Here is a 21,600-nt window from a genome sequence, read left to right as displayed (position 1 = left end):
TTTTAACTTATTCAGCGCACTTATTTAGCATGGATGCGGACAGCAATATCGCTGATGGGTTTTGGCGTAGTTATCGTGCGCCTTCGCACCTTCCATGCCCCTCTGCTGCCAACTCCCGGCAATGGTTGGAAGTTGGGTTTGCTCTTTTCAGCAGTGGGTTTGCTGACGGTGTTATTCTCAACTAAGCACTACTTCGGCGTCCGCCACGATATCGATTACGATACTTATGAACCTATGGATCGCTGGGTAATTCTTTTCAGCCTGGCGATCGCCATCCTAGGGGCTGGGGTAATTTATTATATGCTCACCGTTCCTTCTAGCTTAGAAGGTTTGATGGCACCTGAATAATGGTGGTCGTTTAAGATGAATATTAAAGAGTTCGATCGCGTGCAATTATCGTTCAAACCGATGCAATTAGACGATGAGAAACCAAAGCAGCCCAATCTGTCGCGGGCGATCGACCGATCGGCAAATGAACGCACCTTCTTAGCATGGATGCGGGCCGCGGTCGCACTCATGGGTTTTGGCGTCATCATCGTCCGACTTCGCGTCGGGCAACTGCCCGTGCAGTACCGCCAGGTGATGGGGTGGAAGTTGGGTTTAATCTTCTCTCTAATAGGTTGGGCGACAGTCTTAATCTCAACTGTGCACTACTTCACCGTTCGCCACCAAATTGACCGCGATACCTACGAGCCACCAGACGGCATGGTTTTATTTTTCAGTTTCGCTGTGGGCTTATTGGGAATTGGAGTAATTTATTCGATTTTGGCAACCGCCCTGATCCCAAGTAGTTTTGTAATACCCGATTGATTGTCAACAGGAGCAAGACTTAAGTGCCAAATAGTTCGCTAAAATTCTCCATAGTTAATCGTCGAGAGGAAGTTTTATGTGGGCCATTAAACGAGCGCTCAAATTGAATAACAACGAAGCGACTTTGATGGCAAAACACGCAGGATTTCGGCGCCTAGTATTTAATTTTGGGTTAAGTTTGCGAACCCAAATGTATAGCGAGGGAAAATTTACAGACTCGAAGGTGCTCAACGAAGCCAAAAAAGTTCTCACTAACTACGTCAAGAAACAGCCTGAATTCAGTTGGATGAACCAGTTGTCTAGTCGAGTTTATCAAAATGCTTTGATTGACTTGAAAGATGCGTTTAGTCGGTATCGCTCTGGAAAAGCAGGTCATCCAAGATTCGCTAGCCGCCGAGACGGTCAATCTTTTACAGTCGATTCGTCTAACGGGAAAGTTCTTTTAGCTGCTGGCAACACCATCAAGATTCCTACCTTGGGAACGTTTCGGCTTTGTGAGCCACTAGAATGTGGCTTCGTCTCTCAAACTTTTACGATTTCAAAAGAAGGAAGTCGCTGGTTTGTTTCCTTCTGCGTTGATGCTGAACGTTTACCAGTTCGACAACCTGAAAGCTCTGTAGGGATCGACGTAGGTATTAAATCTTTTGCCACGTTGTCAAACCAGCAGGTTTTTGATGCACCAAAACCGTTGAAGCAAGCGAAAACCAAACTTGCTACTTTACAGCGCAAAGCATCAAAACAGGTAAAAGGTTGCCAAAACCAACGCAAAACCTATAATAAGATCGGTCGAATCCACGCGCGGATAGCTTGCATTCGCTCAGATTTCCTTCACAAGTTAACAACTTATTTAGCTAAAAGTTTCAAGCTAATCAAGATTGAAGACTTAAACGTCAAAGGCATAATGGCCAATCACAAGCTGGCTGGGGCAATATCCGACCTAGGCTTTTACGAATTCAAGCGCCAACTTTATTACAAGTGCAAAATGTATGGAGCAACTTTAGTGCTGGTAGACCAATGGTTCCCTAGTTCTAAAACTTGCTCGAATTGTGGCACTAAAAAAGATATGCCACTAAGCATTCGGACTTTTGACTGTCCTGTTTGTGGCATATCTTTCGATCGTGATTGGAATGCCAGTTTAAATATTTTAAACTGGGAACCCTCGGCTGGAGGGGGATAGCCTACTTATCTTGGGATTAGCCGTCTACCCAACAGCGTAGGAAGTGAACTCGGATTGTGTCTAAAAATGGTTTTAGACAAGTTTAGGTAAGTTTTACAAAGCAGTTAACCATGAACAGCGATACAGTTGCCGCGATCGCTTCCATTCTCATCTTAGCTGCTGCTATCTGGGCAGCATTCCTAGTGCTGGAGACTGTCGCGAAAATAGTCCCTAAATTGCTCGGCGTGACAGTCGCGATCGGGCTTTTGCTGGTTTACCTGCAATTTTACTGGGGGATCGATACTCCATATCTTTGGCAAACTGTCAAGCATTTGCCAGAAGCTTTCAATTTCTCGATCGCAGCCTAAACATACACCAGCCAGCATTCTCAACAACCTCTCCCGGATAGATATTTTTGTACCGGAAACAAAGTAGATTTAGGCGATCGGCAATAAAATACGGTAACTCGATTGACTTACTAGACATAACTCAGTTTTGCTGCTAAAATACGGTAAATCGATCGAGTTATGAGATATTAACGTGGAAAACGCTAAAAAAGTCAGTCAAGAGTACCAGCTTGCAGGACAACTGACCCAACAGTTGCCAGCAGCTAAGGGCTTTCAGGAAGTCTGGTTGAAAAAAATCAGAGGCGGGTTACTTCTGGGAATTGGATATTTGCTATCACCGCTGTGTTGGTGGAACGACATATTTTTCAATCTGCCAATTGCCTACGCCTTTGGGTATATCTGTAGTGGGCTTTCCCCAGATTTACTGTTTCCTTGCACAATTGTCGGCTACTGGCTTTCCAATATTGCTGGAATTCTGTTAATGCAATTCGGGGCTGTAGATGTTTTTACAGACAAACCCAAGGAAAAAAACCTCAAAAAAGAGTTATTGACGGGTTTAGTTTCCTCAACCGCCTTCACTATTGTCGTTGTGGTATTGATTCATTTTAATGTTCTCGATACTCCCGATTTTTTTTCCAGCCAGCAGTCGGTTAAACTCAGCTCTGTTTTACCTGTGACGCTCGTCACTTCAAGGTAGAAAGCAGAATAGAAACTATAAATGAATCGAGAATATTCAATCAGTTACACAGGTAAATTTAAGATATTTAGGGAGCTTTTACAGTACAAATTTTGTAGTTTTATTTATTTGCATTTACTTACTTTTGTCAAGATTTTTGTAGCTAAACGCGCTGAAAATTTCAAGCGTTGAAAAGCAAAAATTATAGTGGTAAATATTGAAATGCGAGTGCTATTTTGCCTGTGTTGCTGTGTTGCAGGAGCCACCCAAGTTATCTATTTGTTGGTTGGCAGCGCTTAAATACACAGTTTTTGGGCATAACCGTGAACTACTTATTACTATCGTTTCTCAGTTTTTTCGTGGGCATTATCGTTGGTTTGACCGGAGTTGGCGGAGCGTCGCTTATCACCCCAATGTTAATTTTTGTCTTCCAAGTTCCAGCATCAATTGCTATTAGTTCTGATGTCGTAGCTGCCACATTAATGAAAGTTGTTGGCGGCTTCAAACACTGGCAGCAAAAAACCCTCGACTTGCAAGTAGTTAAGTGGCTGGCTTTGGGTAGCGTACCCGGTTCGCTGGCCGGCGTGGGAATTTTACACTGCATCAAATCCAGCGGAAATCAGAACTTAGATGGCATATTGCTGCGCTTTCTCGGAGTAGCCATCGCCCTAATTGTAGCTTTATCGCTGACCCAATTACTGCTCAATATCTTTGTCCCAAATTTGAAATTACCACAGCCGCCAGAGTGGGATTTAAATACTAATTCTGGTCGTATTTGTACTGTGAGTGCGGCAGCAATTTTAGGATGTCTAGTGGGAATTACTAGCGTGTCTTCGGGTGCGATGTTTGCACTGTTGCTGATTGCTTTTTTCCGCCTGGATTCTTCAAAATTGGTGGGTACAGATATTTCGCAGGCGGCAATTTTGTTGATGTTTACCTCTCTGGGACACCTCAGCCTCGGAACAGTAAACTGGAGTTTAGTTTTGCCAATTTGGTTGGGTTCGGTACCGGGAGTTTTAGTAGGTGCTAAATTCTGCAAAATTATGCCTCAACGCCCGCTTAAGTTTGCGATTTACGGAATGTTGGCGATGGCGAGTTGGAAGTTGTATCAAGTGTGAAAATTCAATCGATTTTGGATTTTATCTCAAATCCGGTAGCATCGGAGTTATATCAATTCCGGTTGCACTCATACATGATGTTAACAGTTAACAGTTAACAGTGAATTTACTATTCCGATGCTAACAGATTTGATCTTAATGTTACCCACAATCAGGACACGGTAGTGCCGTGTCCCAACAATTAATCTGGGTAGGGACACGGCACTGCCGTGTCCTCCTGCATCGAGATGTTTTACGTTGAATTAGGTTGATTTACTTAATGGCTAATTAATGCTTCAAGTTGGCTGACGGTCGGAAGTTCTAAGTCTTTGAACAAGACTGTACTGAGATAGCGTTCGCCATAGGAAGGCTGCACAAAAATTATCAATTTTCCAGCATTTTCGGGCCGCTTCCCGACTTGAATTGCGGCAAACAAAGCCGCACCTGCTGAGATTCCTGACAACAATCCTTCTTCTCTGGCTAGCCGGCGGCTGTAGGCGATCGCATCTTCGTCGCTAACTGCAATTACTTCATCAATTAACTCTGGTTTCAACACTTCCGGGATGAATCCTGCACCAATCCCTTGAATTTTGTGAGCACCAGATTTGCCTCCAGAAAGCACGGGGCTGCTGGCGGGTTCAACTGCGATCGCCCTAAAACTCGGTTTCCGCTGTTTAATTACCTCAGCAACTCCAGTCATCGTACCGCCGGTGCCAACTCCAGCCACAAAAAAATCTACTTTACCGTCTGTATCTTCCCAAATTTCCTCGGCCGTGGTTTCCCGGTGAATTTTCGGATTAGCGGGATTGCGAAACTGTTGCAGCAGGAAAGCATTGGGGGTTTCTTCTGCAATTTCTTCAGCACGGGCGATCGCGCTTAACATCCCTTCATGTCCCGGAGTTAATTCCAACTGAGCTCCGTAAGCTTTTAACATCGATCGGCGCTCTAAACTCATCGTATCCGGCATCGTTAAAATCAGACTGTAGCCTTTCGCCGCCGCAATCATTGCCAAAGCAATTCCAGTATTTCCTGAAGTCGGTTCTACTAAAATAGTTTTCCCCGGTTGAATTAACCCCGCATCTTCTGCCGCATGAATCATGCTCGCCGCAATCCGATCTTTCACCGAAGCAGCCGGATTCATCCCTTCCAATTTTGCCACAATTTGAGCAACTACTCCTTCGGCTTGGGGAATTTTATTGAGCTGAACTAAAGGAGTTCTGCCAATTATTCCTGTAACATCCTTAGCAATTTTCATGGCTTAATTTCTCTCCAGTTAAATGTAGTACATGGGATGTGCTTGTTTGCGAACATCCCGCTGTTCGCACAAATCTTGTAATGTGTATTTGCCCAAAACATCCCAAGATGCCTTTTGAGCTTCCTGCCAGATTTCTAGCACCGCAGTTTTTTCTATTGTTAGAGATTCCGAAACTTTTTGAGTCTGGCCGTTGCCGTCGCCTTCGAGAGTCGAAAACACCTCTAGCAAAGTAATCTGCCAAGGCTCTTTCGCCAGCAAATAACCGCCTTTAGCGCCCCGCAGACTCTGGACGATACTCGCACGCCGCAGCACGGCAAGAATTTGGTCTAGATAGCGTTCCGGTATTTCTTGAGAAGCAGTAAGTTCGTTCACTGTTAGGGGCGAATCCTTCGGGTGCTGACTCGCCAGTTCCAAGAGCGCTAACAGAGCATATTCTACTCTAGAAGATAGTTCCAGATTCCCCATTGGCGATCGAGTTTAAATTGTAAAATATATTATAGTACATAATTCCGGTAGATGTACAGGTGTTATTATATTTTTATTACAAAAATGGTTGGAGAAATCTCTTGAGCAACGTAAATGTAGGGAATTTAAGCTGTCGGCACTGTCGGTATTACGAGCAGCACGGACACAGGGGCGGAACCTGCCAGATGCTCGGCGTGGCGGTACAGGGTGGGTGGAAAGCTTGTCCGTTTTTGGTTCCGCCCTTTGCACAGTCTTGGGAACACCCAGAAGTGGCTAGATCCCGAAAGTCTCAAATGTTGGAGGGAGCGAGTATTTTAGAGGCAATACCGCCCCCTTAAAGTAACTGCTAAGTAGGTAGGCGGATATATCCTGTCTCATCGTTAAGTTGATTCATACTGAGATATTGCACCATTGTCAGGAACAGGCATCTTGCCTGTTCCACAAAGAATAGATTTTCTTGTGGAACAGGCATCTTGCCTGTTCATAAAAGGCTAATTGAGAATGGTGCAACATATGAGTTCATACTCACCTACTTAAGGGCAGCCAACAGGTGCGAGATATCGCATCTGTTGGCAGTGAGGAGAAAGAAATCAATAGCAAGAAAAACGCAAGTGCGATCGTCACCCTTGCTTTTGAACTTATTGACCAGTGGATGAGAAAATTTAATAAACGCAAATTATATTTCGTAGTGCCACACCTCTGAAGGTTGCAGAATAATCCGGTGGAGCGGCAGACGCTCAATCAAACCTTGCTGTTGAAAAATACCGAGGGTGCGAGTGACAGTTACGCGACTTGTACCGATGATTTCTGCAATGTCCTGATGCGTTAAAATCATATCGATCTGATGTCCTCGATCTACCTCAGAACCAAATCTCTTAGCCAGCCAAGTTAATAGTTTATAGAGCATAAAGTCAACCCTTTTGTAACCTCGCATTATCATAAAATCTTCAGCTTGCTGAATGTGATTGAGCAAAATATCTCTATTTAGCCAGCGCTCGACAGATAATAGAACTGCCTCGACTTTAGTGAGGCATTCAATTTGAAAAGGATCGCATTTTGATATTGGTTTGCCGATCGTATCACCAGGTCCCCACAATCCCAAGGTGATAATTGTGCCATCTTCCAGCCACGTTACAGTTCGCACTATTCCAGTCTCAATTTGCCACAAAGCATTGCTTCTGTTCGGCAAGTGCGATCGGCGAGAAAATATATGTCTGCTCGTTTCATCAAAAGTTTTAGTGGAAAGAGAAGCAATAGTCATAGCCAGTTACTGAAGGAATTAAAGTTAGTTCGTACAATGCTGCAGGATAGTGTTGGTCGCATAAATCTATAGAAATTCAAGCTTTCCTAGATTCCTGCACCGTCTAAAAAATCTGTAATGAATAAATTAGAATACATGAATAATTCATGTTTTTCTGCCTCTTTTTGCTCTGATTCAGTTGGTCTCAGCGGAGATAGTTGAGAATTGAAAAAATTAACCTGGTCTTCTAAATCCTTAATTCGATCGAACAAAGCTCGAATCGCTTGAGCTTCCAAATCCGGTAGGTATTGAGAATTTTGAGCATCTTCCACCTGCTTTTTGCGAGGAATGATGCGGCCGGGAATTCCCACAACTGTGCAATCGCTAGGGACTTCCCGCAGCACTACCGAACCCGCACCAATCCGAACATTATTGCCAATTTGGATATTGCCTAAAACTTTAGCACCGGCTCCCACCACTACATTTTCTCCCAGCGTCGGATGCCGTTTTCCTATATCTTTACCCGTGCCGCCAAGGGTTACTCCTTGATAAATTACAGCATAATCTCCAACGATCGCAGTTTCGCCAATTACCACCCCCATACCGTGGTCGATAAACACGCCCCTACCAATTTTTGCTCCTGGGTGGATCTCAATACCTGTTAAAAAGCGGCTGAGTTGGGAAATCAAGCGCGGTACAAACGGCAGGCCAGCGGAATAAAGCCAGTGTGCTGTCCGGTGCAAAAAAAGTGCTTGGAGTCCGGGATAGCAAAATAATACTTCCAGCCAGTTGCGGGCCGCTGGGTCACGTTCGTAGATAATTTGCAAGTCAGTGAACATATTTAGTCTCACCGTGTTTTGGTTATACATTATTGGCAGTGCCGACGGTTTAAGCTGCCTAAAGCAGTCTTGATTGTGGCATTATTACATATAATACTGTAATCCGACCTAATTACAGTAGTTAATGGAAAAAAAAATTTCCCCCAGCCTTTTCTAAGCTGCCTCCGATATTTTCCGCGAAACAAATGGTACTGCTTGTCTGACTTCTTGCCGCAGCGGAATCTCGATCGAGAATTCCGTGCCCAATCCCGGTGTCGAATCGCAGCGCAGCACACCCTTGTGCTTTTCTACGACAATTTTATAGCTGATTGACAGTCCCAATCCTGTCCCTTTTCCGACCGGTTTCGTCGTAAAGAACGGGTCAAACAGCCGTTTTTTGACATTTTCTGCCATGCCGGGGCCGTTGTCAGAGATTCGCACAATTATGCGATCGGGACTTGAATATTCTGTGGTGATGGCGATCGCGATCGGATTGGCTTTCGCTGCTGCAGGCCCGCGATCGAGGTTGTAACTCTCAAGGGCGTCGATCGCATTAGCCAGAATATTCATAAACACCTGATTTAATTGTCCGGCATAGCACTCTACTAAAGGTAAATTGCTGTAGTTTTTAACAATCTCGATCGACGGGCGATCGCCTGTAGCTTTCAGGCGACTTTGCAGAATTAGCAGAGTGCTGTCAATACCTTCATGGATGTTGACAGGTTTCATTTCGCTTTCATCTAAGCGAGAAAAGTTCCGCAAAGATTGGACTATTTGAACAATGCGATCTGCTCCTATTTTCATCGAGGACAGCAGCGATCGCACTGTAGGGTGTGTTAGCGACACCGTAACGCACCAACCAATATGACAATACAATAAATAATTTAAGAATAATTTAATTTCACCCTGACTAGCTCCCTATGCCTAATTATCGAAGACCTAATGTTTCTGGAGGTACATCTTTCATCACACAAGTCACTTATCAAAGAGATTCTTGGCTTTGTAGTGACATAGGGAGAAAAGCTCTCCGAGAAGCGATAGAAAAAGTAAAGGAAAAATATCCTTTTTGTATTGATGCTTTTGTTTTATTACCAGATCATTTCCATTGTTTGTGGACTTTATCTCCTGATGATAAGGATTTGTCGGTGAGATTGCGCTTAATTAAAACTTATGTTACCAAACATTATGGACAAGCATTAGGGGTTAATCGAGCCGTTTATCAATCACGACAAAAGCGAGGGGAAAGTAATCTTTGGCAACGTCGGTTTTGGGAGCATTTAATTCGGGATGAACGGGATTTTGCGCTCCATTGTGATTATATTCATGATAATCCGGTTCGACATGGATTGTGTGAAAATCCCCAAGATTGGGAGTATTCTAGTGTTCATCGGTTTATTGCTCAGGGAATTTATCCGCCTGATTGGGGAAGCGATGGCAGAAAGGAAAAACCTCAAGGATCTTGGGATGATTAGCAGTCGTAGGGTCTGTTAGCGACAGCGTAACACACCTTAAATTAACATAAAGATGGTGCGTTACATTTGTGTATATTTGATGGTGCGTTAACGGAGTGTAACGCACCCTACAATATCTGCCGTGAAGTGTTAGCTGGGCATTCGTCTCAGCTTAGACGACATCTTATTTTTTCCAGAGTATAAAGGGCTATCACCATTATTTTCTGATAACCAACGGTGATAGCCCTGAATCTCAGGACCACCGCAGTTGATTACAAGCTCTAAACCGAAAATAGCCAAAACGCAAAACCATTCGCCCCAACTTGTCTGAAGAATATCAGACTCATGAACGATTTGGACATCCGAGCCAAATTCATCGATCCATTTCTCATTAGGCTTATAAATACGACGTGAATTGTATGGCCAATCAGGTGTATCTCCTCGACGAGCGTGGTTCCTAAGAAGATCTAGCTGTGCTTCATTGACTAAGTAGTCGATTCCGTCAGAAGCATTTAAGTCGTCAATCTCTTTGCAGGCTTCTAAGATACGTAAAGCCATCAATTCGAGAGCTACTTTAGCCAAAAACCTTGAGACGATTCTGTCTGGTGGAGGCTCATCATGCCCCGAAAAGATTATTTCCCCACCCTTTCTTTCAAAAAGGACTTTGATAGCTTCCGGCGGCATATCTACTAATCCTGCAAACGCCCCTTCTAAATAGCGATATGAAGTCACCGGAAATTCGGATGAAAAGATCCCTGTCAAGGGCGGTACTCTCTGCCTTTTATTAGGAATAGCTTGGTGAAAACGGAGAGACTTCAACGCTGGAGCTTCAAGAAAAGGTTGCTCCACTTTACGTGCGAAGTAGTTGTTACATTTATCGCAGACAATTCCTTTTGGAAGCACTTTCGTGGTGTTACCGAGGGATTCAGGAATAATATGCTCGACACTCTTGGATTTGCTTGAGTCGCTTTTGCAAAAAATACAGCGCATGCTCCAAAAACCTCTTCGCACTACAAAAGCTGTCGTTTTATTTTCCAATAATTTTCTACGTTATAGCACAAGTAGTTTAATTGAACTATCCAGGTTAACGCCTGTGAAAGCTTTGCCTACCAAATTCAAATAAGTAACTATCCTGAAACGCAGCCAGCTAAGTATTTATTATACCGAAACTTTCCGTCTAGTCAACCCCAATGGAACAAAAAGCCGAAACTTTCGGGATAATCACCCCATGGAGGATGATAGCTAGAAACATTCCGTATATTCTCCGATAACAACCAGAAACTTTCGGGATAACATACCAGATAGTCATACTATCAAGAAACATTCTGGATCTCATCTTATGAAACAACGTCCCAAAAAACTCCTTGAACAAGTAAGTGATGTCATTCGTCTGAAGCATTACTCTTACCAAACGAAAAAAGCTACATTAATTGGATTAAATGCTATATTTTATTCCATAATAAACGACATCCTAGAGAAATGGGTGGCAAAAAAATTGAAGAATTTTTAATTTATTTAGTCGTACAATAAAATGTCGCTGCTTCAACTCAAAATCAGGCTTTAAGTGGTATTTTATTTTTGTATAAGGAAGTTCTCAAACAAGAGTTAGATTTACAGGTTGATGCGGTAAGAGAAAAAAGAAGTCGGCTCTGCCTCCGATTTAGAGCCACGAGACAGCATTACCAGACACAAGCCTGGTAACGATGTGGCAGCAGTGTTTTGTAAAAGCTCCCCGATAGTATTTTGAGCAAGATCCAGCCGCTGATTTTAAATTGAATAAGCTGGAAAAGTCATCGCGTGTTTGGGCTTGACATAAACCTGTTGCTCTCGCTTTAACTGTAGATGATCGAAGCGCTCGCGACTTACGTAAGCTGTTACTACCTGATCCGATTCTAACACTAATTCGGTTTGAATCTCCCGTCCTAAATGAATGATGCGGCTGACTTTTGCTAAGGCAAAACCAGACTGTGGATTAGTTTGAATTTCCACATCGTGGGGGCGCAAAAACACTAAATCAGAATGGGCGGCTCCATTATTGTGAGCCGTTGTGCCGTTGCTGGCGAACAAACCCGCAGTATTTGGCAGCACATTTACAGGCCCAATAAAACTCATCACAAAAGCTGTTGCGGGTTTGTCGTAAATTTCAGCAGGAGTGCCAACTTGTTCGACTCTACCTTTGTTCATCACCACAATTTCATCGGCTACTTCCATAGCTTCTTCTTGGTCGTGGGTGACAAAAACTGTGGTGATGTTAACTTCTTTATGAAGGTTGTGCAGCCACGATCGCAATTCTTTGCGGACTTTAGCATCTAATGCTCCAAAAGGTTCGTCTAACAGCAGCACTTTTGGTTGAACTGCTAAAGCTCTCGCCAAAGCCACGCGCTGCCGCTGGCCGCCGGAAAGTTGCGAAGGATAGCGATCGCCCAAACCTGTCAACTGCACTAAATCCAAAAGTTCATCAACCCGCCTGCTAATTGAGTTTTTAGCAACTTTGCGAATTTCCATCGCAAAAGCAATATTTTTCTTAATAGTCATGTGTTTGAACAAAGCGTAGTGCTGAAACACAAAACCAATATGCCGTTCCTGCACCGACTGCTGGGTAGCATCCTCGCCGATCAGGTAAATATGACCCGTGTCAGGCGGTTCGAGTCCCGCAATCATCCTCAGCAGAGTCGATTTCCCGGAACCGGAAGGCCCCAACAGCGCGACTAAAGAGCCACTTTTAATTTCCAAATTCACGTTGTCAATGGCGTGAAAGGAGCCGAAGTGTTTCGATACGTTCTGAACTTTAATGCTCATGAGTTTATTTACTTATTTTAGGAGTTGACAAGCCAAACCCCACTTACTCGACAGATTTACAGTAGTATATCCTGAAAATAATATTTTGCAAGGTCTGTAACTTTTTGTATTGTATTTCCAGCCCTCCTGATGGGGACGGCGCTTGAAAGTTGAGGCTAAGAGTCGGAAGAGTTAACCCGCGAGGGTTTCGAGAGGTGGGACGATCGCCCGTGGGCGATCGCCCGATAATCAGCAATGCTGAAAATACGCAAAAACCGGGCTTGATGGACGAAAATACTGGATCAAAACCTTTAAAATCTTTAATCCCGCTCAAAAACCGGGTTTCTTTGCTGTCGATCGATAATTTGACGGCTGCCGACAATTCCCCGACTCCCGGCGATATTGAAAATTTCAGGTAGGAATTGCTCAATCTGAGCTGCGATCGCACACAATTTAGATCACAATAGTTAATTCAGAAGCCCGCCAGCTTCACCTTTGAGAAACTACCAAGAATAAGTTCTAACCAAAACACCACTATGGGAAAACCAACAGGCTTTATCGAATTCTTGCGCGAATTGCCCTCCGAACTCTCACCAGTCGAGAGAGTCCACAACTGGGACGAATTTCACCTACCGATGGAGGAAGACAAACTCCGCAGCCAAGGCGCGCGCTGCATGGACTGCGGCATTCCATTTTGCCACACGGGTTCCCTGATTAGCGGCATGGCCAGCGGCTGCCCGATCAACAACCTCATCCCCGAATGGAACGACCTAGTATATCGCGGACTCTGGAAAGAAGCCCTTGACAGACTCCACAAAACCAACAACTTCCCCGAATTCACCGGCAGAGTCTGTCCCGCCCCCTGCGAAGGCGCTTGCGTGCTCGGCATCAACAACCCGCCGGTGACAATCAAAAACATCGAAGTCGCAATTATCGACAAAGGCTGGGATGAAGGCTGGATTACCGCCGAACCACCCGCCAAACGCACCGGCAAAAAAATCGCCGTCATCGGTTCCGGGCCCGCCGGTTTGTCGGCTGCAGCGCAACTGAACAAAGCAGGTCATTTGGTAACTGTATACGAAAGAGCCGATCGACCGGGAGGCCTGCTAATGTACGGCATCCCCAACATGAAGCTAGACAAAGAACAAGTCGTGATGCGCCGCCTCAAAGTCCTCGAAGACGAAGGCGTGACATTCGTTTGCAACACCGAAGTTGGGAAAGACTTACCAGCCGAACAACTGCTAAAAGAATACGACTCAGTTGTCCTCTGTACCGGCGCGACAAAACCCCGCGACTTAGGAATCGAAGGCCGGGAATTAAAAGGCATCCATTTCGCGATGGACTTTTTGACAGCGAACACCAAAGCAGTTTTAGACAAGAGCACCAACGACAACTTCATCTCCGCCGAAGGCAAAGATATCGTGATTATCGGCGGTGGCGACACAGGCACCGACTGCGTGGGCACCTCCATCCGCCACGGCTGCAAAAGCTTGGTACAGCTAGAAATCCTCCCCAAACCGCCCACGGAACGGGCCGCCAACAATCCCTGGCCCGAATGGCCGAAAGTCTACCGCTTGGATTACGGCCAAGAAGAAGCCGCAGCCAAATTCGGCGATGACCCCCGCGGCTATCTCACCACGGCGACAAGGTTCGAGGGCGACGAAAACGGCAACGTCAAAGCCGTGCACACCGTTGAGGTGGAGTGGGCGAAAAACGAAAAAGGACAGTTCATTCCGAAGCAAATCGCGGGCACCGAGAAAGTGTTGCCGGCGCAGCTTGTGTTGCTGGCGATGGGCTTCCTGGGCCCGGAACAGCCCTTGCTGGATGACTTGGGATTGGAACGCGACGCGCGCAGCAATATAAAAGCCGAGCACGAAAAATATACCACCAGCATTCCGGGAGTTTTCGCGGCTGGTGACTGTCGCCGGGGACAAAGTTTGATTGTTTGGGCGATTAATGAAGGGCGCGGCGTGGCCCGCGAGTGCGACCTTTATTTGATGGGTGAGACGGATTTACCTTAGTGGATTGATAGAGCCGATAGGGGCGGGTTAATCAACATTTTGAGGCAACAAACCCAAAATTCTGTAAACCCGCCCCAATACCGCGAAATGACCTAAATCCTGACGTAATATTTGGGTGGGGAACGGCGGGTTTAGATAGTTTGTGGTTTGGTGTCAGAGATTTTGGTGAACCCACCCCTTGTATATTAAAAGAAACAGGCGATCGCATCGCTAGCAACGCAAATCTAAAGAAACCAGAAAAGTTTCATAGCTTGGTACAAGTTTCGCTAGAAATTATAGTGCGAGCGTCCCCGAAGAGCGATCGACTTCGCTCTTCGGGGACGCTCGCACTATCAATGATTAAAATATATAATTCCGATGCTATGGGAAACGATATTACAAGCCCTATTGCAGCGACTCGATTCCTTACAAAAAATGATGACAGCAGAACAAAACCGTTGAGAAACAGCCACAGCGACTGTGGCTGGACTTACTCAATAACATTTGGAGTACCTCAAACAACAAGCACAGATCGTACCAATTCCGCTTGCACTCATACATGATGTTAACAGTTAACAGTTAACAGTTAACAGTCAACAGTCAACAGTATCTACGGGATTGGTATATTTGAATTAATCTTGTGGTGGGGCGGGTTTATACGATTCGTCGTTGGGTGTCAAATATTTGGGGGAGGGGAACCCCTACAAGATTGTGATATTATGTATTATTGAGAAATTTATTATCGCAATCTAATTTAATAATAAAAATCATGAAATTAGCCAATACAAAAAATATATTTATCTTAACATTCCTCTCTTTTACCAGCTTAGTAACTGGGGAAATCGGACTTTTCACCCCATCCCAAACAGCCACGGCCCAAATTACTCCCGCTGCTGACGGCACAAATACTAAAATCACACCGAATGGCAATCAATTCAACATCCAAGGCGGCCAACAATCCGGCGATGGCACTAATTTGTTTCACAGTTTCCAACAATTTGGTTTAACTCAAGGACAAACTGCAAATTTTATCTCAAATCCCAATATCCGCAATATTTTAGGGCGAGTTGTCGGCGGTGATGCTTCGCTGATTAACGGCATAATTCAAGTTACGGGCGGCAATGTTAATTTATTTTTAATGAATCCGGCGGGGATTGTTTTTGGTGCAAATTCTAGTTTGAATATTCCCGGTTCTTTCACGGCGACTACTGCAACAGGAATCGGTTTGGGCAATAATTGGTTTAGTGCGGTTGGTACGAATAATTATACAGATTTAGTCGAAAATCCGAATACTTTTGCTTTTACAAATCTACAGCCGGGAGGAATTATTAATCTTGGTAATTTGGCGGTGAATCAGGGACAAAATATTAGTTTGTTGGGCGGCACGGTTTTGAGTGCGGGACAACTTGCTGCACCTGGAGGAAATATTATGGTGGCGGCGGTTCCGGGTCAAAGTTTAGTTAGAATTAGTCAGCCGGGAAATTTATTGAGTTTGGAGATTCAACCGCAATCTGTGGCTGGTAGTTTGCCGCAAAGTTGGGTGTTACCAGTTGCATCTTTGCCGCAGTTGTTGACTGGTGGTGCGGGAAGTGCAACGGGGGTGATAGTGAATGCTCAAGGGCAAGTAGAATTAACTGGTGGCGTGCAGGTAGAGAATGGGGATGTTGTTGCTAAAGAAGTAACTGCCCAGAATGCAACTCTGTCAGCTAATGGCAATTTGACGTTAGTTGAAAGTCTGTTGCGTACAACTGGTGATTTGAGTTTGCTGGCTGACGATACAGTGCGGGTGCGCGACAGTGTGGCGAATCCGTTTGTGGCGAATGCTGGCGGCAATCTTTATATTCAAGGTAATAGAAGTATTGATATTTTGGCGCTGAATCATCTTTCGGAAACGCCGTTTATTAGCGGTGGAAATTTGACTTTGGCGAGTGATGGCATCATATCTACAGATTCTCATTTTCGCAGTGGCAGTAATATGTCAATTCTCGATTTGTCGGGTCAACCTGCTAATTTTACCAGTTTGTACGATCCGATTTTTACACAGCCTGGTGATTATACTTCAGGGGGTTACAGTGGTGCATCCCTCAAGGTAGATACGACTTCGGGTACTGGAAATATTACTTTTAATGGAGATATCAATATTACGAGTGTCGATGCAACTTATGCTGGCGCTACTACGGGTACAGATGAATTTATTTTGGGCAATTCGCGATCGGTGATTTTGCGATCGGGTGGCAACATTCAAGTAGTTGGAAAGATTGATACTTATGCAAGTAATTCTAATAACGTAGGCCCTGTAATTATGCAAGCCGCAGGCAACATTCAAACGGGCCTGATTGTGGCAGACGCTTTTGGGGGTAATGCTGGTTATATATCTTTGACTGCTGGGGGCAACATTTCTACAGGTAGAATTACTACTATAAATACAAATACCAATGGCAGTGGCGGTGATATTAATGTGAATGCAGGTGGCAGCATTACTACTGCCGATATACATTCTTTCGGAACCCGTGGATCGGGTGATATTAGTCTCAAAGCAAAAAACGATATTACTTTAGACTGTGATTCCCCTAGTTTTTGCATAGAGAGTTTTGCAGGAGGAGTTCCTGACGTAATACCTACTGGCAGTAGTGGTAATGTTACCATCATCAGCGAACAAGGATCTATTATTTTTCCTCCCAGCGGCGTACATATAACCACTGGAAATAGCGCTTTGTCCAGCAGTCCTGGTTCTGTAACGTTACAGGCAAATCGTAACATTAACGTAGCTTATATAGGTGCAGAGAGCCTAGGTGAATCTACATTAGATGGTGCAAATATCAATATTACGAGCATCAATGGCAATATTCAGCTTGGCGATATAAATAATTCTTCAGATGGCGGTAAGGGTGGCAATGTTACCATCTCTACCAGTGGGAATATTAGAACAGGTAACGTATTAAACTACGGGATATTGCGAGGTGGTAGCATTAATTTTACTAGCACGAATGGCAGTATCACTACTGGAAAATTAAATACAACTAGCTCTCAGGAGTCAGGAAATGCTACTATTTTTAACCCAGAAAATGGTGGATCAATTACTTTAAAAGCCGATCGCAATATTACGACGGGCAATCTCAGCGTAATGGCAAATCAAGACGGCGGCCCGATCGCCCTTACGAGCACCGCCGGTTCCATAGATACCGGGGCGATCGACACCACGGGCGATCGCGCTGCTGGCAATATTACCATTCAAGCCAGCACCGGCATCAAAACGCCGACAGAAGGAACTGCAATCGCAGGTAATTCCGTTAAGGGGAATGGCAGCAACATTACTTTATCTACCACTAGCGGTGACATTAATACAGGCAATGTATTAGTATCAGGAATTCGGGGCGGAAATCTCAATTTTACTAATAGCAATGGCAGCATTACAACAGGTCAGCTACTGACAAGTTATGACGGTTTATCTGCCGATAAAAAAACTAACACAGGCGGCACTGTTAATTTAAATGCTGGGGGAAATATTACTACCAGCGACATCCGCGCGATCGGCAATCAAGACGGCGGCTCAATCACGTTTAAAAGTGGCGGGGCGATCGATACTACGGCCGGACTTCTCAACGCAATCGGCGGCAACAGCGGCGGCAATATTTCCCTAGAAGCTGGAACTAACATCAGTACGGCCGGAATTGGTAGCGCTTTATTATTAACCGGATTCAGCGCCAATAGCGGCAATCTTCGCATTCAAAGCGGCGGTAATATTGACACAACTGCTGGCCCGCTGATTACTGCCGCGGCCAATGGCAAAGGCGGAAATGTTGTCATAAATGCTAAAGAAAATGTGGCGACATCTAGTATTAATTCCCGCACTTTTGCTCCCAGCACCACTGTGAATGGCGGCAATATAGATATTCAGGCAAATAGTATTACTGCGGGCGGAATTATCGAAACTAACCGCAACAATATTACATTTGCTGCTCCGGTAACATTGTCTGAGAACCTCTCTGTTAACATTCTGGAGATGGGCGACATTACTTTTAATTCTACAATTGACGGGCCGTACAATCTCGCGGTCAAGCCAAATGCGGGAGTTGTTCAGTTTGGCGGTGCGATCGGCAGCCTGACTCCTCTCAACAGCGTCAATATTCAAGATGATATTCCCGAAAATACGGCGGCGATAAATATTGCTGCAACTAATAACATTACCGCTCAAAACATCACCTCGGAAGCCGGGATTTCTTTGTATAGCGAACAGGGAGAAATTAAAACAGGAAATCTTGACTCGACTTCCCAAAATAATGGTAGCAATATTGATTTGAATGCGGGAACTAATATCACAGCAGGCAATATCAACACTTCGGCCGCTGGTAATGGCGGCAATATATTTCTCGATGCCAATGGTAATATTAATGCTGGAGAAGTTGACTCTTCGGCTAAGGGAAATGCTGGCAATGTCAGCGCGATTAACCGCAGCAGTGCGGGCGACATTGTTCTGAGTTTAATTAACGCTGAAAGTATGGAAAGCGGTAGGGGCGGAGATGTTTTGATTTTGACTCAAAGGTTTTTTCGATCGCCCAATTCGTTCTCAGACAGAAACAGCATCAATGCTAGCATCTCTACGGCCGCCAGTCCAGGAGACGATCGCGGCGGCTTCATAATTATCAACCACGGGGGCGCGGGAATCACGCCTTTTATTGTCGGCAATTCCGACAAAAATGGAACTGCTGGCGCACTTACTAGAGGAAATAGCAATCCCATACAAACGATTTTGCCTGAGATCGGTTATACCTACACTCACAGACAAGACCCCAGTCTCGCATCCAATCGCGAGCGCATTCAAATTAACTCGGTTCCCTCACCCATTACGCCCGTACCAACACCCGCGCCGACGGCGACTCCATCTCCAACAGTCGCCGCCACACCCGCCGCCACACCCGCGCCGACGGCGACTCCATCTCCAACAGCCGCAGCCACACCCGCCACCACACCCGCACCGACGGCGACTCCATCTCCAACAGCCGCCGCCACACCCGCCACCACACCCGCACCGACGGCGACTCCATCTCCAACAGCCGCCGCCACACCCGCGCCGACGGCGACTCCATCTCCAACAGCCGCCGCCACACCCGCACCGAGGGCTGTTCCCTCGCCCATAACCCTAGCTACAAGAACCGCACCGACGGCTGTTCCCTCGCCGTCACCGGCAACTGAAACGGCGTCACCGACGGCGACTGCATCCCCAATACCCGATCGCCCGATCGACCAAACTCCATCTTCCACTCCCTCACCAACACCCGCACCCGCGCCCGTCTTCGAGAATTTTCCCGAACTCGAAGAATTGCTAAACACCAATTTCTTTACACTGCCGCCCCGCAGGCTTCCCACCCAGCCTTCTACACCAACCACACCGGGCGCAGCCGCCCGAATATCCGTCACGCCGACAATTCCCTCGATCGCCCAACTCACCGCCCCCGTCGCTCCTCCAAGTGCGATCGCTCCTCCAAGTGCGATCGCTTCTCCAAGTGCGATCGGGCAAAATCCAGCCTCCGCAACCCTTCAAGCCCCTTACAACCCGCCTGTAGGACAAATTCAACCCGTACCTGCACCTTCTGTTTCACCCGTTCCCGCACCGATTCCCGCACCGATTCTCGCACCCACTCAAAGCCAAACTCCGCAACAGCAATTAGGCTTGTTAATTGGCGATTTATTAGCAGCAAAAACCACCATCACCCCAAATCCTGAAACCGGAGGCAACACTTTTGAATGGGCATTTTCCGATTCAAAGAACAACTTTTCGCTCACACCACCGCCCCTTGAGAAAGCACCCAATCTTACTTTTATACCGCCTTCGGAAAAGCCGCCAGAAAATCCGCCAGAACTTGGTTCTTCTGCTACAGAACAACCGGACGGATGGATAGTCTCAACTCCCGATCCTGCGCCTATTGAGCCGCCAGTTGCTCAAATAGAGCCTGATTGGTTGGCCAACATTCCCCAAATCACTTTTTCGCCAACTCCCGCACCAACTCCAGCACCGGCGCCAACTCCCGCCCCCGCACCAACTCCAGCACCAACTCCCGCACCCGCACCCGTGCCAACTCCCGCGCCCGCACCAACTCCCGCACCAACTCCCGCACCCGCACCAACAACCGCACCCGCAGCCATCCCTAATCTTTTTCCCTTAGAAATTAGCAGGTTGAGCGTCGAACAAACATTAGACCAAGGTAATGGTAATGATGCTGTTGGTCTAATTGATAAACTGTTTGAACAAGATTATGAAAATTATTATGGCGAAGATTTGACCGACCAACAAGTAACTATTGAATATCTGAAAGAAACTCTCAAAACAATCAAAGAGGAAACCGGGAAGCAAGCGGTTATTGTTTACGCGCTAGTCCGTTTTGAAGCATTGTGGCTAGTATTAGTAGTTCCCGACGGCCCTCCGATTATCAAAAAAATTCCTGTCAACAGCGAAACTTTGCTAAAAACAGTGAAAGAGTTTCACCACTTTTTGGCTAAGCCAAATGATGCAGCAGATACAAGATATTTGCCAATTGCTCAGAAACTTTACCAGTGGTTAATTGCGCCGATTAGTTCAGATATAGAAGCGTTAAATGTCGATACGTTAGTGTTTTCTTTCGATGCGGGTTTGCGCCAGTTGCCGCTAGCTGCTTTGCACGACGGCCAGCAATTTTTAGTAGAAAAGTACAGCCTCGGCTCAATTCCCAGTGTTAGCTTGACTAGCACGAGTTATCAAAGTTTGAAAAACGCGAAAGTTTTGGCAATGGGTGCTTCGGTATTTATCGATAAACTTGCTTTGCCTGCAGTGCCGATCGAATTAGCTGCGATCGCCGGTACAATCGGTAAGGGGCAAAATCCTGCGGAATTGCCCTTGTGGCCTGGCCGCTTTTTTCTCAATCAAGATTTTACTGTAGAAAATCTCATAAAACAGCGCCAGCAAGAATCTTTTGATATTATTCACTTGGCTACTCACGCGAGTTTTCCGCAAAATCAATACGGGCGCAGCGAAGCTGAAATTGATTTTTGGAAGCGCTCTTTGCCGCTGGATGAATTTCGGTTGGCTAAGTGGTACTATCCCCGACAAGTACAGTTATTGGTGCTGAGTGCGTGCGAAACTGCGATCGGCGATCCGACAGCGGAAATGGGTTTTGCTGGGCTGGCAGTCGGCAGCGGTGTAAAATCAGCTTTGGCCAGTTTGTGGAAGGTTAAGGATGTTACGACTTTGGCGCTGATGACGGAGTTTTATGCTAATTTGCGATCGGCTCCGATTAAAGCTGAAGCCCTGAGACAAGCTCAACTGGCGATGATTCGCAAACAGGTAGTATTTAAAGATGGTAAGTTGGTGGGAACTCAAAGGGCGATCGATCTTACCAAAGTCGAACAAGTAGCAAATTCAGATTTATCTCACCCAAAATTTTGGGCAGGATTTACAATAATTGGCAGTCCTTGGTAATAAACTGGCGCGCATCTAATTTTAACAATAAGATTGGTTAGTAGTGCGGACTTT

At 45.7% G+C, this 21,600-nt stretch carries 17 protein-coding genes and 2 pseudogenes; 12 read left to right on the top strand and 7 right to left on the bottom strand.

Features of this window, described 5'->3' with window-relative positions:
* The first annotated feature begins 9 nt into the window (after window positions 1–9).
* The 6 genes from QUB13_RS11990 (at window position 10) to QUB13_RS11965 (ending at window position 4,107) form a co-directional block, all read left to right on the top strand.
* Complete coding sequence (locus tag QUB13_RS11990; protein WP_333380912.1) at window positions 10–348, top strand: YidH family protein; 339 nt, start codon at window positions 10–12, stop codon at window positions 346–348.
* A gap of 15 nt (window positions 349–363) precedes the next feature.
* Window positions 364–810: a YidH family protein gene (locus QUB13_RS11985; protein WP_333380896.1), complete on the top strand. Its 447-nt coding sequence runs from the start codon at window positions 364–366 to the stop codon at window positions 808–810.
* Between the two features lie 76 nt (window positions 811–886).
* Window positions 887–1,987, top strand: coding sequence for an RNA-guided endonuclease InsQ/TnpB family protein (locus QUB13_RS11980; RefSeq protein WP_333380894.1), 1,101 nt, complete (start codon window positions 887–889; stop codon window positions 1,985–1,987).
* 110 nt (window positions 1,988–2,097) lie between these two features.
* On the top strand, window positions 2,098–2,334 hold the full coding sequence (locus tag QUB13_RS11975) for a hypothetical protein (RefSeq protein WP_333380892.1): 237 nt from the start codon (window positions 2,098–2,100) through the stop codon (window positions 2,332–2,334).
* A 172-nt stretch (window positions 2,335–2,506) separates the two neighbouring features.
* Window positions 2,507–3,010, top strand: coding sequence for a hypothetical protein (locus tag QUB13_RS11970; RefSeq protein ID WP_333380890.1), 504 nt, complete (start codon window positions 2,507–2,509; stop codon window positions 3,008–3,010).
* Window positions 3,011–3,231: 221 nt separating this feature from the next.
* Window positions 3,232–4,107, top strand: a complete 876-nt coding sequence (locus QUB13_RS11965; RefSeq protein WP_333380888.1) for a sulfite exporter TauE/SafE family protein — start codon at window positions 3,232–3,234, stop codon at window positions 4,105–4,107.
* A 256-nt stretch (window positions 4,108–4,363) separates the two neighbouring features.
* Here QUB13_RS11965 and cysK read toward each other — a convergent pair whose 3' ends face one another.
* The gene (gene cysK, locus QUB13_RS11960) at window positions 4,364–5,341 is read right to left on the bottom strand and encodes a cysteine synthase A (protein WP_333380886.1); all 978 of its coding nucleotides are present in this window, start codon (window positions 5,339–5,341) and stop codon (window positions 4,364–4,366) included.
* Window positions 5,342–5,359: 18 nt separating this feature from the next.
* Window positions 5,360–5,806, bottom strand: a complete 447-nt coding sequence (locus tag QUB13_RS11955) for an RrF2 family transcriptional regulator (protein ID WP_333380884.1) — start codon at window positions 5,804–5,806, stop codon at window positions 5,360–5,362.
* Between the two features lie 101 nt (window positions 5,807–5,907).
* Between QUB13_RS11955 and QUB13_RS11950 the strand changes: the two genes are divergently transcribed.
* Window positions 5,908–6,144: a hypothetical protein gene (locus QUB13_RS11950; protein WP_333380882.1), complete on the top strand. Its 237-nt coding sequence runs from the start codon at window positions 5,908–5,910 to the stop codon at window positions 6,142–6,144.
* A gap of 338 nt (window positions 6,145–6,482) precedes the next feature.
* On the opposite strand, the gene QUB13_RS11945 is transcribed toward QUB13_RS11950, so the two are convergent.
* The 3 genes and pseudogenes from QUB13_RS11945 to QUB13_RS11935 form a co-directional block, all read right to left on the bottom strand.
* Window positions 6,483–7,067, bottom strand: a complete 585-nt coding sequence (locus QUB13_RS11945; RefSeq protein WP_333380880.1) for a Crp/Fnr family transcriptional regulator — start codon at window positions 7,065–7,067, stop codon at window positions 6,483–6,485.
* 86 nt (window positions 7,068–7,153) lie between these two features.
* A complete protein-coding gene (cysE, locus tag QUB13_RS11940) occupies window positions 7,154–7,915 on the bottom strand; it encodes a serine O-acetyltransferase (RefSeq protein ID WP_333380878.1) in 762 nt (253 codons plus the stop codon).
* Window positions 7,916–8,038: 123 nt separating this feature from the next.
* Window positions 8,039–8,680 (bottom strand): annotated as a pseudogene (locus QUB13_RS11935) (sensor histidine kinase); the annotation flags it as partial.
* Window positions 8,681–8,784: 104 nt separating this feature from the next.
* On the opposite strand from QUB13_RS11935, the gene QUB13_RS11930 reads away from it, so the two are divergent.
* Window positions 8,785–9,336 carry an REP-associated tyrosine transposase gene (locus tag QUB13_RS11930; RefSeq protein ID WP_333380876.1) on the top strand — a complete coding sequence of 184 codons (552 nt, stop codon included), beginning with the start codon at window positions 8,785–8,787 and terminating at the stop codon, window positions 9,334–9,336.
* A 129-nt stretch (window positions 9,337–9,465) separates the two neighbouring features.
* Here the strand turns inward: QUB13_RS11930 and QUB13_RS11925 are convergent, their stop codons facing one another.
* Entirely contained in the window at window positions 9,466–10,353 is an 888-nt protein-coding gene (locus QUB13_RS11925; protein ID WP_333380874.1) for an HNH endonuclease, read from the bottom strand.
* Between the two features lie 387 nt (window positions 10,354–10,740).
* Here QUB13_RS11925 and QUB13_RS30445 point away from each other — a divergent pair.
* Window positions 10,741–11,016, top strand: a pseudogene (locus QUB13_RS30445) (phage integrase N-terminal SAM-like domain-containing protein).
* A 66-nt stretch (window positions 11,017–11,082) separates the two neighbouring features.
* Here QUB13_RS30445 and QUB13_RS11920 read toward each other — a convergent pair.
* A complete protein-coding gene (locus QUB13_RS11920) occupies window positions 11,083–12,114 on the bottom strand; it encodes a sulfate/molybdate ABC transporter ATP-binding protein (RefSeq protein WP_333380872.1) in 1,032 nt (343 codons plus the stop codon).
* 149 nt (window positions 12,115–12,263) lie between these two features.
* Here QUB13_RS11920 and QUB13_RS11915 point away from each other — a divergent pair, with 149 nt between their 5' ends.
* The 3 genes from QUB13_RS11915 to QUB13_RS11905 all read left to right on the top strand — a co-directional run bounded on the left by QUB13_RS11915 (window position 12,264) and on the right by QUB13_RS11905 (window position 21,546).
* Window positions 12,264–12,512, top strand: coding sequence for a hypothetical protein (locus QUB13_RS11915; protein WP_333380870.1), 249 nt, complete (start codon window positions 12,264–12,266; stop codon window positions 12,510–12,512).
* Between the two features lie 117 nt (window positions 12,513–12,629).
* Window positions 12,630–14,114 carry a glutamate synthase small subunit gene (gltD, locus tag QUB13_RS11910; RefSeq protein WP_333380868.1) on the top strand — a complete coding sequence of 495 codons (1,485 nt, stop codon included), beginning with the start codon at window positions 12,630–12,632 and terminating at the stop codon, window positions 14,112–14,114.
* A 748-nt stretch (window positions 14,115–14,862) separates the two neighbouring features.
* Window positions 14,863–21,546 carry a CHAT domain-containing protein gene (locus QUB13_RS11905; RefSeq protein ID WP_333380866.1) on the top strand — a complete coding sequence of 2,228 codons (6,684 nt, stop codon included), beginning with the start codon at window positions 14,863–14,865 and terminating at the stop codon, window positions 21,544–21,546.
* The last annotated feature ends 54 nt before the right edge of the window (window positions 21,547–21,600 follow it).

The sequence above is a fragment of the Microcoleus sp. B4-D4 genome, assembly GCF_036705185.1.
In the GTDB taxonomy this organism is placed as follows: Bacteria; Cyanobacteriota; Cyanobacteriia; order Cyanobacteriales; family Microcoleaceae; genus Microcoleus.
This window is presented reverse-complemented; position numbering and strand designations above follow the sequence as displayed.